Source organism: Flavivirga amylovorans (assembly GCF_030540875.1).
GTDB classification, from domain to species: Bacteria; Bacteroidota; Bacteroidia; order Flavobacteriales; family Flavobacteriaceae; genus Flavivirga; species Flavivirga amylovorans.
The window spans coordinates 308,460-322,048 of sequence record NZ_JAUOEM010000003.1; the positions used below are offsets into that span (position 1 = coordinate 308,460).

8 protein-coding genes are annotated in these 13,589 nt (G+C 33.3%); 4 read left to right on the plus strand and 4 right to left on the minus strand.

Translation table 11 applies throughout. The annotated features are described in order from the left end of the window. Window positions 1-4 precede the first annotated feature (4 nt). Together Q4Q39_RS09775 and Q4Q39_RS09780 are read right to left on the minus strand one after the other, a co-directional pair. Window positions 5-7,135: a T9SS type B sorting domain-containing protein gene (locus Q4Q39_RS09775; protein ID WP_303282251.1), complete on the minus strand. Its 7,131-nt coding sequence runs from the start codon at window positions 7,133-7,135 to the stop codon at window positions 5-7. A gap of 37 nt (window positions 7,136-7,172) precedes the next feature. Beyond that, window positions 7,173-7,640, minus strand: coding sequence for a hypothetical protein (locus tag Q4Q39_RS09780; protein ID WP_303282252.1), 468 nt, complete (start codon window positions 7,638-7,640; stop codon window positions 7,173-7,175). Window positions 7,641-8,184: 544 nt separating this feature from the next. Between Q4Q39_RS09780 and Q4Q39_RS09785 the strand changes: the two genes are divergently transcribed. From Q4Q39_RS09785 to Q4Q39_RS09800, 4 genes are all read left to right on the plus strand, one after another. Next, window positions 8,185-8,670, plus strand: a complete 486-nt coding sequence (locus Q4Q39_RS09785) for a SixA phosphatase family protein (protein WP_303282253.1) — start codon at window positions 8,185-8,187, stop codon at window positions 8,668-8,670. Window positions 8,671-8,829: 159 nt separating this feature from the next. After that, window positions 8,830-10,896 carry a polyphosphate kinase 1 gene (gene ppk1, locus Q4Q39_RS09790; RefSeq protein ID WP_303282254.1) on the plus strand — a complete coding sequence of 689 codons (2,067 nt, stop codon included), beginning with the start codon at window positions 8,830-8,832 and terminating at the stop codon, window positions 10,894-10,896. Window position 10,897: 1 nt separating this feature from the next. Continuing rightward, window positions 10,898-11,803: a Ppx/GppA phosphatase family protein gene (locus Q4Q39_RS09795; RefSeq protein WP_303282255.1), complete on the plus strand. Its 906-nt coding sequence runs from the start codon at window positions 10,898-10,900 to the stop codon at window positions 11,801-11,803. A 101-nt stretch (window positions 11,804-11,904) separates the two neighbouring features. Beyond that, entirely contained in the window at window positions 11,905-12,435 is a 531-nt protein-coding gene (locus Q4Q39_RS09800) for a porin family protein (RefSeq protein ID WP_303282256.1), read from the plus strand. Here Q4Q39_RS09800 and Q4Q39_RS09805 read toward each other — a convergent pair. Both Q4Q39_RS09805 and Q4Q39_RS09810 read right to left on the minus strand, forming a co-directional pair. After that, window positions 12,432-13,013 (minus strand): MiaE family protein, encoded by a 582-nt coding sequence (locus tag Q4Q39_RS09805; protein ID WP_303282257.1) that lies wholly within the window; start codon window positions 13,011-13,013, stop codon window positions 12,432-12,434. The two genes, Q4Q39_RS09800 and Q4Q39_RS09805, sit on opposite strands and share 4 nt — an antisense overlap. 2 nt (window positions 13,014-13,015) lie before the next feature. Beyond that, complete coding sequence (locus Q4Q39_RS09810; protein ID WP_303282258.1) at window positions 13,016-13,585, minus strand: hypothetical protein; 570 nt, start codon at window positions 13,583-13,585, stop codon at window positions 13,016-13,018. Window positions 13,586-13,589 lie beyond the last annotated feature (4 nt).

Sequence of the window (13,589 nt, forward strand, 5' to 3'; positions counted from 1 at the left end):
GTTTTTATTTGGTTCCTAAATAAACAGGTCCTGTAATAGGATTCAATCCACTATCTTTTAAAGTTATTATATAATAATACGTCCCATTTGGTACTTGACCAGCACCACCTATAGATGATTTATGTGCTGTACCTTCCCAACTACCGGCTGGGGGGCTATTGTATTGATCGAACTCTTTTGTAAGAGGATAGGCATTAGATTCGAAAACTAAAGCACCCCAACGATTAAATATTTTTATTTCGGCAGTGAATCCGCATAAATCAATACCAGAGATATAGAAAAAGTCATTTTTTAAATCACCATTAGGAGTTACAGCTTTAGAGATTGTGATATCGTTCTCACCACAAGGTAATACCACACAATCTGCATGTACGTTCATGATAACCTCAGTAATGCTTATACAGCCATTGTCTGTAGTTGTATATCTGAACCTATAATCAATTCCACCACTTTCTGGTAAGAAGTCAGCGCTTAATTCAAGATTTGAAGGATCGAATATACTACCGTTTAGTGTTGCAACTGGATCACCTTCCAATAATTCCCAAGTACCATTCGTATTGAGGTCACTAGGTAATAAATTATTCATATTAATAGCACCTTCATCATAACACCAGTCTGGAGCAGATAAATCTGTAATAATTTCATCAAGTGCTACTTGAAGTGTTTGTGTATAGGTTTCTTCATTATTACATTCGTCTCTTACTATCCAAGTTCTAACAATTTCATAGTCGGCAAATACATTTTCCTGATATGAGTTTGTTTCATTGAATAGAACTGTAATATTAGTTGAACAGTTATCTGTAAAAGTTAATTCTGGTGCGTCTGGTATATCGGTGCAACTAACATTTAAAACGTCTTCAAAAGTTGATGCAGGTACAGGAGCTTTAGTATCTTGTACTGTAATAACTTGTGTGTGTGTTGTTATTAATCCACATTCATCAGTAGCTGTCCATGTGCGAGCTATTGTATAATTGTTAGGGCAATCTCCATCTGTTCTAGCATCTGTAACAATTACAGTAGCAGTGCCACAATTATCTGTAGCTGTTAATGTTTCTGCATTTGGTATCGCATCACATTCTGCTGTTATATTAGCTTGAGGAAGTGTTACTTGCTCAAATACTGGAGGTGTTTTGTCTTCAACTATAATTGTTTGGATGTGTGTATTCGTTAAACCACACTGATCAGTAGCTGTATATGTACGTCTAATAGTAAAGTTATTAGCACAATTTCCATCAATTCTTTCATCTTCTACAGTAACGGTAGCAGTACCACAATTATCTGTAGCATCCAAATCTTCCGGAACTGGTACATTACTACCGCATTCTATTGCGATGTTTCCAGGAAGTGTTGTTTGAACAAATTCTGGAGCAGTAGTATCTGATGTAGATATTGTTTGATCTGCAGTTATTTCATTTCCACACGCATCTACAGCTTTCCATGTACGAGTAATTGTAAAAGTACCAGGACATGATCCGTCTGCTCTAACATCACTAAAAGTGATTGTTGGATTTGCATCACAATTATCTGTAGCTGTAGCTGAACCAAAAGCTATTGGTGATAAGTCATCACTACATTCCGCAGTTTGATTGGCTGGTAATGTAAGTACAGGGGGTGTATTGTCTGTAACTGTAACAGTTTGAGTGTGTGTTGTAACAATTCCACAAATATTAGTAGCCGTCCAAGTTCTTAAAAGAGAATATCTATTTGGACAGTCACCATCTGTTCTTGCTTCAGTAAAAGCCACATCAATGTTACCACAAGAATTTGATGCTGTAAGAATCTCTGCAGGAGCTAATAAATCACATTCTACTGTTAGATCAGCAGGCAATGTACTTTGATCAAAAACAGCTGAAGTTGGTTGTGTAAATGTATATGTTGCAGTTTGAGTCGTAATTCCACATAAATCTTCTACAGTCCAGGTAATAGTAATTGCTCCACCAGTGCAAAAGTCAATAGATTGATTAAGAAAATCACTAGTCACCGTTGGAGAACATCCTCCAAGTATACTACCACTAATTGTATTAGTCTGATTTGAAACCCATGTAGCTATATCTGAATCTAAATTCGCTTGAGAAGCAACAAGGTCTGTTGTGCCAAATTCACATGCATCAGAAGAGTCATCTGTAGGGTTGGTATATGTAACTACCGTAGGTATAGTTAATGAATATGTAGCTGTAGGTGTTATAGTTTCACAAATATCATCAATAGTCCAAGTAACCGTAAGGTTACCTCCTGTACATAAATCAATAGATTGATTTGTAAAATCATTACTTACAGTAGGAGATCCTCCAGTTAGACTACCTGTAATTACAGCAGTTTGAGCAGTAACCCAAGCAGCAATGTCAGCATCAAGATTAGCTTGAGCGACCGTAGGATCATCATTATCGAAATCACAAGAATTAGCTGTGTTTCCAGATGGATTCGTGAAACTGATTCCATCCGGCTGAGTAAATGTATAATTAGCTGATACATTAATAGTTTGACAAAGATCTGTAATTGTCCAAGTAATTGTTATTGAACCTGAATTACAAAATGTAATAGATTGATTTGTAAAATCACTTGTAACAACAGGAGCACATCCGTTAGTAATACTTCCATCAATAATAGCCGTTTGAGCAGCAACCCATGCAGCAATATCAGCATCAAGATTAGCTTGAGCGATAGTAGCATCTGGATCATCAAATTCTGCAGCTATTGAAGTATCATTAGCAGGATTGGTAAATGAGATATCTGTCGGTGCTGTTAAATTAAAATCAGCAGTAATAGTATTAATTGTTTCGCAAAAATCTGTGATCGTCCAAGTAACCGTCGTTGTGCCACCATCACATAAAACAGGAGCAGACACTGAAGCACTGTTATTGGAAAGAACAGGTGTACAACCATTGGTAGGAGCAATAGCAGCAGATTGAGCGATAACCCAATTATCAAATGCTGTATTTACCTCATCTTGATCATCAAAATCACAGGATTGTACATTGTTATCTGCAGGATTGGTAAATGAGATATCTGTTGGCGCTGTTAAATTAAAATCAGCAGTAATAGTATTAATTGTTTCACAAAGATCAGTGATCGTCCAAGTAACCGTAGTTGTGCCACCATCACATAAAACAGGAGCAGACACTGAAGTACTGTTATTGGAAAGGACAGGTGTACAACCATTGGTAGGAGCAATAGCAGCAGATTGAGCGATAACCCAATTATCAAATGCTGTATTTACCTCTGTTTGATTATCAAAATCACAAGATTGTACATTGTTATCTGCAGGATTTGTAAACGAGATTGCAGTCGGCAGAGTCAAATTAAAATCAGCAGTAATATTAATTGTTTCGCAAAGATCAGTGATCGTCCAAGTAACCGTTGTTGTACCACCATCACATAAAAGAGGAGCAGACACTGAAGTGCTGTTATTAGAAAGCACAGGAGAACAGCCATTAGAAATAGTAATAGCAGCAGATTGAGCGACAACCCAATTATCAAATGCGGTATTTAGCTCATTTTGATCATCAAAATCACAGGATTGAACGGTATTATCTGTAGGATTGGTAAATGAAACTACCGTAGGCGTAGTTAATGAATACGTAGCTGTAGGCGTTATAGTTTCACAAATATCATCAATAGTCCAAGTAACCGTAAGATCACCACCAGTACATAAATCAATAGATTGATTCGTGAAATCATTACTTACAGCTGGTGATCCTCCAGTTAGACTACCAGTAATTACAGCAGTTTGAGCAGCAACCCAAGCAGCAATGTCAGCATCAAGATTAGCTTGAGCGACCGTAGGATCATCATTATCGAAATCACAAGAATTAGCTGTGTTTCCAGATGGATTCGTGAAACTGATTCCATCCGGCTGAGTAAATGTATAATTAGCTGATACATTAATAGTTTGACAAAGATCTGTAATTGTCCAAGTAATTGTTATTGAACCTGAATTACAAAATGTAATAGATTGATTTGTAAAATCACTTGTAACAACAGGAGCACATCCGTTAGTAATACTTCCATCAATAATAGCCGTTTGAGCAGCAACCCATGCAGCAATATCAGCATCAAGATTAGCTTGAGCGATAGTAGCATCTGGATCATCAAATTCTGCAGCTATTGAAGTATCATTAGCAGGATTGGTAAATGAGATATCTGTCGGTGCTGTTAAATTAAAATCAGCAGTAATAGTATTAATTGTTTCGCAAAAATCTGTGATCGTCCAAGTAACCGTCGTTGTGCCACCATCACATAAAACAGGAGCAGACACTGAAGCACTGTTATTGGAAAGAACAGGTGTACAACCATTGGTAGGAGCAATAGCAGCAGATTGAGCGATAACCCAATTATCAAATGCTGTATTTACCTCATCTTGATCATCAAAATCACAGGATTGTACATTGTTATCTGCAGGATTGGTAAATGAGATATCTGTTGGCGCTGTTAAATTAAAATCAGCAGTAATAGTATTAATTGTTTCACAAAGATCAGTGATCGTCCAAGTAACCGTCGTTGTGCCACCATCACATAAAACAGGAGCAGACACTGAAGCACTGTTATTGGAAAGGACAGGTGTACAACCATTGGCAGGAGCAATAGCAGCAGATTGAGCGATAACCCAATTATCAAATGCGGTATTTACCTCATTTTGATCAACAAAATTACAAGATTGAACGTTATTGTCTGTAGGATTGGTAAATGAGATATCTGTTGGCGCTGTTAAATTAAAATCAGCAGTAATAGTATTAATTGTTTCACAAAGATCAGTGATCGTCCAAGTAACCGTCGTTGTGCCACCATCACATAAAACAGGAGCAGACACTGAAGCACTGTTATTGGAAAGGACAGGTGTACAACCATTGGTAGGAGCAATAGCAGCAGATTGAGCGATAACCCAGTTATCAAATGCGGTATTTACCTCATTTTGATCATCAAAATCACAAGATTGTACATTGTTATCCGCAGGGTTTGTGAAAGAAATTGCGACAGGAGTAACATTTATAATTTGAGAAGCTGTAGTTGAGTTATCACAAGCATCCGTAATAGTATACGTTCTGGTAACAACAACTGGGCATGTGCCAGTAGCGCTATCAGAACTGGTTACCTCAAGGCTGGCATCATCAGTACAATCCTCTATAGTAAGGCCTAAAGCTTCAAGAGCAGCTACTGTATTTACAGGTGCAGTAACATCAGTAGCAATACATCCCTCAACTGTAGATTCTAAAATTGTTCCAGATACTAGTGGCCCCATTGTATCAACAATAGTAATAACTTGTACATAATCACCAATAGTAACACCACAAGCATCAGTGAAATTCCACGTATTAGTATATGTTCCACCACTAGGACAAGTTGGATTAGGAACAAATGCTCCAGGTGTTTTTGTTAATGTTAAGTTACATTTGTTTGTAACTGGTTCTAAAGCTTGTGCAGTAGTTAAACCTGCAGCGTCACTACATTCAATAGTTGCGTCTAAGCCATTAATAGGTGTTTGCCAAGATATAGTAGGCTGTATTACGTCAATAACTATTGGGTCTAATATTCCCACCCCACAATCATCTAGATTTGCAGAACTTACTACAGATTGAGGACTAGGATCTTGAGTCCCAGTGTAGGAGGCTTCTAATTGTAAGTTAAATTGAAGGTCGCAACTGGTTTCTAAAAAATAACACTCATCTCTAATTTCTAAATCAAAATCAACATTTACAGCTGCAGCCCCAGCATTAGCAACACCATCAGCAACAAAGAACTCTAATAAGTTAGTTCCTGTATTATAGTTATAAGTAATTCCAGTAGGAAGCGCAGGGCTTATAGGTTCTACTAATGTTACTTGTGGAGGGAGTATAGTAGAAATTTCTAAACTTTTGGCATCATCATTTCCTTTGTTTTCAACAGTAAAACTAGCTCCGAAACTTGCTCCAGGATTTAGAGAGGTTGTAGGTGTGTCTAGTGTTAAATGAATAGGGCCTAAATTTGGAGACCAAACATCTATAGATAAGCCCAATAAAAACAATCCATACGTTTCCTTGTTAGATGCTAGTCTAAATGTTGCGGAAGTTTGATTATTATCAATAATAGTATTGCCTGGGTTTGATAATTGAAAAATTGCAGCATCAAAACCTAGAGTATTTGTACTAGCAGGGGTTCTATTTGTGAAATTCGCATTATCAATTGTAATTTTACTATTAAAAAAGTTATTAGCATCTCTAATTGGACTTGTTGGCGATGTCGATAAGTCAACAAAAGTATTAGATGTATTTTCTATTTGTAACCTATCACCATCTAGTCCTAAATCACCTTCTAAGGCACCAATAAGAATATTAGCATTTACATCACCAGTTGGTACCGTTTGAAAACCATTAAAATCAATATTATAGCTACCCTGTCCATTTACAACATGTCCATATCCGTCAAAGATTGAAATATTCTTTAATGGTAATAGAGGGCTTTCATATACAAATACTATTTGCCAACCCCCAGAGACACCAGTAGGTAAACCATTGTCATGATCATTTAAACTACCTATTTTCCCTTCAACATTAGCAACTAGATAATTACCATAAGGACTTATATTATTGTCAATTAAATTGACAACAGAACTTGTAATGTCTTTTACACAGATATATGGATCATTACTAAAATGTCCATTGTGAGGCGGTCCTATATGATCTTCCCGGCCTCTATATATAACTTCATCTGCGGTATATGTAGTATATGCTGTTTCCGATGGAAGCATAAGTTTTATATCATTATAATTCCAATCAGGTTGATTTTCAGAATTTGGATCTAACTCATTTGGTTCTTGATCTGCAGCAGCCCAATACAATAATACTTTTTTTATTGTTAAACAACTTGTGGTGGGAGCGGGATTAGCAAAATTAGCACTACTTGAATTGAATGTCGTATCGTCAGTATCAATATCAACATATACAAGGTTAGAAAATTGGTCATTATCGTTTCCTCCATTATAATTACCAGTAGCTGTTGTAGAAATCATATTATTTGCGATAATAGTGAAATCTCCATTTACAGCCTCATTAAAACGAGGGGCAAAAGCCTTTTTTAATTGGGCTTGGGTAAAAGCACTTATCAATAGGAAAACTACCAGTATTATTTTGTGATAGTTTATATGTTTAGTAAAGATTTTCATAAGCCTTTAATTAACTAATTAATATTTTTTATAAGTTTTAGTGTCTTAAAATGTTTGGGTTCGGAATAAAAGCTCTTATTATGACATATTTTCCGATTGTTTCATTATCCAATAGGTGTGTAGCTATTTTAAAACATTTCGATGTTCCCATTTCTGTATTGTTGTGACGTGTGATTTTAACATAAAACTCAATCGATTCATTTGGGTCTAAAATCATTTGATCAATCTTTTTGCTTAATGTTTTATTATAGATTTCAACAGTTAAGCTAGAGGAGGTTTTTTCATTAACTGAAACGTCTTTATTACTATCTGCATGACCAATTTTATTCCTAACAACATCGTCATACTCGGTTTTACAGATTATCTCTTGACTTGAAATATTATAATTCATCACTTTATTTGAATTATTAGTGAGAGATAGAAGATGTAAATGTTCAATATTAGCATCTGGTTTATCGCTATAATTAATTATATTTAAATCAAATGCATCCTGTTGTGCGTTCATACATAATGAAAAGGAGCACGATAATAGAAAAGAGTAAAGAGTTAAAATCAATTTATTTTTCATGATTTAGTAAAATTATTTTGTTTTAAACGATATATAATAAACACCAAAGTGTTGAAATAGTCACATTAAGGTATTAGCGTTAATTGTTAATAAAAAAGTTTTCGAGGGAAAAAACTGTGAGGGAAAGACATTGTTAAACAATGCTGTATTTTTATATGATATTAGATTCAGGTTCATAACTTTGTAATGTTTAAGTAGGTGCTACAAAAGAACGCATATGGAACTATGTCTTCAAAAATAAATGGTAAATCACTTATAAATTCGTTTAAAAGCTTTTGATAATCTTTTGATCGGTATAATAAGTTTTTCATCGGTTTCTGAATCTTTAACTACTATTATTAGCCTATTTTTTTTACCTGTTTTTACAACTTGTAACAATATTTTATACGTTAATTTTAACTAATTTTGTAAGGTAAATGAATTGAATTTCATCGATAAAAAAAACCTTTAACCGATGAATTTTATCTCTTAATCGATTTTTATGAAAAAATTAATTCTAGTAAGGCATGCCAAATCTTCGTGGAAACATAATGTGATAGATCATGAAAGACCTCTTAATGAAAGAGGCTTTAAAGATGCTGACTTGGTTTCGGATAATTTAAAGGCAACAGGTTTGAATGTTGATTTGGTTTTATCGAGTGATGCTATGCGTGCAAAAACTACAGCAGATATTTTTACCTCTAACTTAAATATTAATGCAAGTATTGTTCATTTAAACCATGATTTATATGATTTTTCTGGAGGTAATCTTATTGAGGTTATTAAAGCGTGCAATGACTCTGTGAACACGCTCATGCTTTTTGGACATAACCATGCTATTACAGCTTTCGTGAATACTTATGGTAGTATAAGTATAGATAATGTTCCCACTAGTGGTGTGGTTATTATTCAGTTTGATATTGTTAATTGGAAAAAGTTAAAAGAAGGGAAAACAATACAAACGCTATTTCCCAGAGATTTAAAATAACTTAGTTTTCGCTTAATTTTCCAGAATAAGAGAACAGGTGTATTCGTATAATGATTAATTAATTTAAAAACCTTACTATTTCATAATGGTTTTTGCAGATATTATTAAGCTTAAATAGAATATATTTGTGTATCTATTCTAATTCATGAATTATTCTAAATGACGAAACCAGAAATACAAGATAATAAATACATTAATAGAGAAATAAGTTGGTTGCAATTTAATGCTAGGGTTTTACAAGAAGCATCAGACGAAAATAATGTACCACTAATAGAACGTTTAAGGTTTTTAGGTATTTTTTCTAATAATCTAGATGAGTTTTTTAAGGTCAGATATGCTACGGTTAAGCGTATTGTGGATGCTGGAAAAGGAGGAAAGAATGCTTTGGGAGGGATTAAAGCTAAAGAGTTATTGGAAATTATAACTCAAATTGTAATTAATCAGCAGAGCAAAAGTTTAGAAATATTAAGTACCATTCATCAAAGGTTAGAGGACGAAAATATTTATATCATTGACGAGACTCAAATTGATAAAGCGCAGCATGACTTTATAAAGAAGTACTTTTTAACAAAAGTAAGCCCTGCTTTAGTGACTATTATTTTAAACGATTCTATCGTTTTACCTAATTTAAAAGATAGTGGTGCTTATTTAGCTGTTAGGATGGTCATGTCTGATAATGAAAGACAGTTTGCTTTAATAGAAATACCCAAAACCTTTAATCGTTTTGTTGAATTGCCAAAAGAAGGCGAAAAGAGCTATCTTATAATGATTGATGATTTGCTTCGTCATTGTTTGAGTGATATTTTTAATATTTTCGATTATAAAAGTATTTCTGCTCACATGATAAAGATTACTCGTGATGGAGAATTGGATTTTGAAAGTGATTTAAGTAAAAGTTTTATTGAGAAAATATCAGATAGTGTTAAACATAGACAAATTGGAGAACCTGTTCGTTTTGTATATGATAAAACAATAGATAAAGAAACTTTAGAGTATTTAATGTCTAAGATGGGAATAGATGATACAGATAGTATTATACCCGGAGGTCGTTATCATAACAGAAGAGATTATATGGGGTTTCCTAGTTTAGGAAGAAATGATCTTCTTTATAATAAAATTGAAGCATTACCTATTAAGGGACTTAGTTTAGAGGCTAGTATTTTTGAAGCTATTAAAGAAAAAGATTATTTACTTCAGGCGCCTTATCAAACCTTTTCCTATGTTGTTAAATTTTTACGAGAAGCTGCCTTAGATCCAAATGTAAGAACAATAAAAATCACTATTTATCGCTTAGCCCAAATCTCTCATATTGCAAGTTCTCTTATTAATGCTGCTGTTAATGGTAAATCGGTTACTGTATCTATAGAGTTGCAGGCTAGGTTTGATGAACAAGCAAATATAGATTATGCACAGCAAATGAAAGATGAAGGTGTCAATTTGGTTTTTGGAGTGGCTGGCTTAAAAGTGCATAGTAAAATGTGTGTTATAGAACGAGAAGAAGGAAAAAAACTAAAACGATACGGTTTTATAAGTACAGGGAACTTCAACGAATCTACAGCAAAAATTTATACAGATTATACGTTGTTTACTTCAGATCAACGTATTTTAAAAGATGTAAATAAAATTTTCAGTTTCTTTGAGACCAATTATAAAATTTTCACTTATAAACACTTAATAACATCACCTCATTACACTCAAAAAGCGGTTTTTAAGTTAATTGATGCTGAAATTGAAAGCGCTAAAAAAGGAGAACTAGGCTGTGTAAGACTAAAAATGAATAGTATTTCCAGCTATAAAATGATTGATAAGCTTTATGAAGCTAGCAGAGCAGGAGTGAAAATTCAAATGATAGTTAGGGGGATTTGCTGTTTAATTCCTGGTGTGGAAGGGATGAGTGATAATATAGAGGTTATTAGTGTTGTCGATAAATTTTTAGAACATTCTAGAGTTTATATATTTGGCAATAATGGAGACTCTAAAATTTATATTTCTTCTGCGGATTGGATGACAAGAAATATTGATAATAGGGTAGAAGTTAGCTGTCCTATTTATGACGAAGACATTAAACAAGAAATTATAGAGACGTTTAATATTAGTTGGAGTGATAATGTTAAAGCGAGGCTATTAAACGAATCACAAGAGAATAATTATAGAATAGATGATAAAGAAAAGGTGAGGTCTCAATTTGCTATGTATAATTATTATTTAAAAAAGTTAGAGGAGTAGTATGCTTAAAATAAAGAAATATGCAGCTATAGATATTGGTTCTAATGCTGTAAGGTTACTTATTTCAAATATAATTGAACAAAAAGGGGAACCTGTACAATTCAAAAAAAATTCATTAGTTCGTGTGCCTATACGTTTAGGAGCAGATGTATTTATAAAGAATAAGATTTCTGAAGAAAATACTCAGCGAATTGTAGATACTATGATTGCTTTTAAATTGTTAATGAAATCTCACAAGGTAGTAAAATATAAAGCCTGTGCAACATCAGCAATGAGAGAATCTTTAAATGGCAAAAAAGTAGTCGATTTAGTTTTAAAAGCATCAGGAATAAGTATTGATGTTATTAAAGGAAAAGAAGAAGCTGCTATAATAGCCGCTACCGATTTACATAAGTACATAGATAATAATAAAACATATTTATATGTAGATGTTGGTGGAGGTAGCACTGAGTTTACAGTAATACATAGAGGGAAACAAGTAGCGTCTAAGTCTTTTAAAATAGGCACGGTTAGGCTTCTCAATGATATGGTTAAAAATGAATCATGGATTGAGTTAGAGGAATGGATTGGAAAACATGCAAAATTCTACCATAAAATTGAAGTTATAGGTTCTGGAGGTAATATTAATAAAATATTTAAAATCTCTGGAAAGGCCATTGGTAAACCATTAACATATTTCTATTTATCGTCTTATTATCATACGTTACAAAGTTATTCTTATGAAGAGCGTATCACAGATTTAGGTTTAAATCAGGATAGAGCAGATGTTATTATTCCAGCCATGCGAATTTATCTTTCTTCAATGAAATGGAGTGGGGCAAAAAATATTTATGTGCCAAAAATAGGATTGGCAGATGGTATAATTAAAAGTATCTATTATGATACAGTTTCTAGCAATACACAGTAAAATTGTGCACTTCACCTTTTATAGTTGTCGTTTTTTAATTTTATAATATATATTCGTACCCAGTATAATTGCTGAAAATTATATCCCAAACCTAATTTATTATGAAAAAAATATTACTATTAGCAATCCTATTTAGTTTTACTATTTATGGCTTTTCTCAAGATGTAAAATATGGTGTTAGAGGAGGTCTTAATATTTCAAATTTAGATTTCGACAATAATGCTACGGGTGTTACAAACAAGCACAGGAATAGTATGTATATTGGTTTTTTTGCAAACATCGGTTTGTCTAAAACTATCTCTGTAATGCCAGAAATACAATTTTCTGCTGAAGGAGCAAAAGCAGAACCTTTACATTTAGATTATATTCAAGCACCCATTTTCTTTAAATTTAGATTGAGTGAAAAAATCCATTTAGGAGCTGGCCCACAAGTTGGACTTAAAGTGCATAAGGAAGAAGATGGTGTAAAAAACTTAGCTTATTCTGGTGTAGCTGGTATAGAATATAAAATTAACTATGCCATATTTGCAGATGTAAGATATACGTATGGTTTGTCTAATGTTTTTGATGATGATTTACTGGTTGAAGCTAAAAATTCAAATATACAAATAGGTATAGGGTATAAGTTTTAACCGTGTATAGCTTCAGTATTTCCTAAATTAGACATAATTTCCGCTTCATATTCAAGAAGTTGTTGCCATTTGGTATCAACTTCTTTTTTATTTCCATATTTACGGGCAAATCCTAAAAACATGGTATAATGGTTTGCTTCACTAACCATTAAATTTCTGTAAAAGGTCGCTAGTTCTTTGTCTTGAAGCTCTTCAGAAAGTAACCTGAAGCGTTCACAGCTTCTAGCTTCTATTAATGCTGCATATAATAAACGATGAACCAATTGCGTTGTTCTACTACCTCCTTTAGGGAAGAATTTCACTAACTGGATCACATAATCATCACGTCTGTCGCGGCCAAGAATCCATCCGCGTTCTATAATCTTATCGTGTACCATTTTGAAATGACTCATCTCTTCTTTTACCAGTGCCGTCATTTCTTGTACCAATTCGGTATATTCTGGAAAGCTAACAATAAGAGAAATGGCAGTACTCGTTGCCTTTTGTTCACAAAAAGCATGATCGGTAAGTATTTCTTCTATATTTTTTTCTACAATATTAACCCATCGTGGATCTGTAGGAAGTTTTAGTCCAAGCATTATTATATGGTATTAGAAAGAATATCTATTTTTTCAATTTGAATACCTCCATTTTCATCTATTTTTATAATGAAATCTTTACATTCTTCAGTATTAGGAATGCAAAAAGACGTATTTAAGTAAAGTATATCGTTATTTGATGCGTCATGATCTATCCATATAAATTGCATAACGGCGCTTGCCCAAAATGTAGGGTTTTCAAATTCATAAAAAAGCTTTTTACTGATTAAGCTTTTGTTAATAATAATATCATCCTTAAATACAAGAAGTTCGGCTTCAAAATTTTTGTGATGAATTTTAGCTATAGAGTCATTTTTCATTTTTCTGGACTCTAAAACAAAATCATTTTCTAAAGAATGATAAATCATTTTAACTTTAAAGCCATTGCTTAAAATAGTATCTGTTTTAATTTCAGTATATGTTTCTGGAATAAATTTTATTTCTTCAGTAAAGGATTCTAAAAGCTTATTTTCTGTTAAAATCTCAGCATTGGTTTTATATTTCCTATCTCTACCATCACAACTACTTAAAGTCATAATGCATGTTAAAATTAAAAGTGTTAATATTCTCATTTTG

Excerpts from the sequence above, each read along its gene's own strand:
- Q4Q39_RS09785 (WP_303282253.1), top strand. The coding sequence starts at position 8,185 with ATGAAAAAATTAATTCTAGTAAGGCATGCCAAATCTTCGTGGAAACAT.
- Q4Q39_RS09780 (WP_303282252.1), bottom strand. The coding sequence starts at position 7,640 with ATGAACGCACAACAGGATGCATTTGATTTAAATATAATTAATTATAGC.
- Q4Q39_RS09800 (WP_303282256.1), top strand. The coding sequence starts at position 11,905 with ATGAAAAAAATATTACTATTAGCAATCCTATTTAGTTTTACTATTTAT.
- Q4Q39_RS09805 (WP_303282257.1), bottom strand. The coding sequence starts at position 13,013 with ATGCTTGGACTAAAACTTCCTACAGATCCACGATGGGTTAATATTGTA.
- Q4Q39_RS09810 (WP_303282258.1), bottom strand. The coding sequence starts at position 13,585 with ATGAGAATATTAACACTTTTAATTTTAACATGCATTATGACTTTAAGT.
- Q4Q39_RS09775 (WP_303282251.1), bottom strand. The coding sequence starts at position 7,135 with ATGAAAATCTTTACTAAACATATAAACTATCACAAAATAATACTGGTA.
- ppk1 (WP_303282254.1), top strand. The coding sequence starts at position 8,830 with ATGACGAAACCAGAAATACAAGATAATAAATACATTAATAGAGAAATA.
- Q4Q39_RS09795 (WP_303282255.1), top strand. The coding sequence starts at position 10,898 with ATGCTTAAAATAAAGAAATATGCAGCTATAGATATTGGTTCTAATGCT.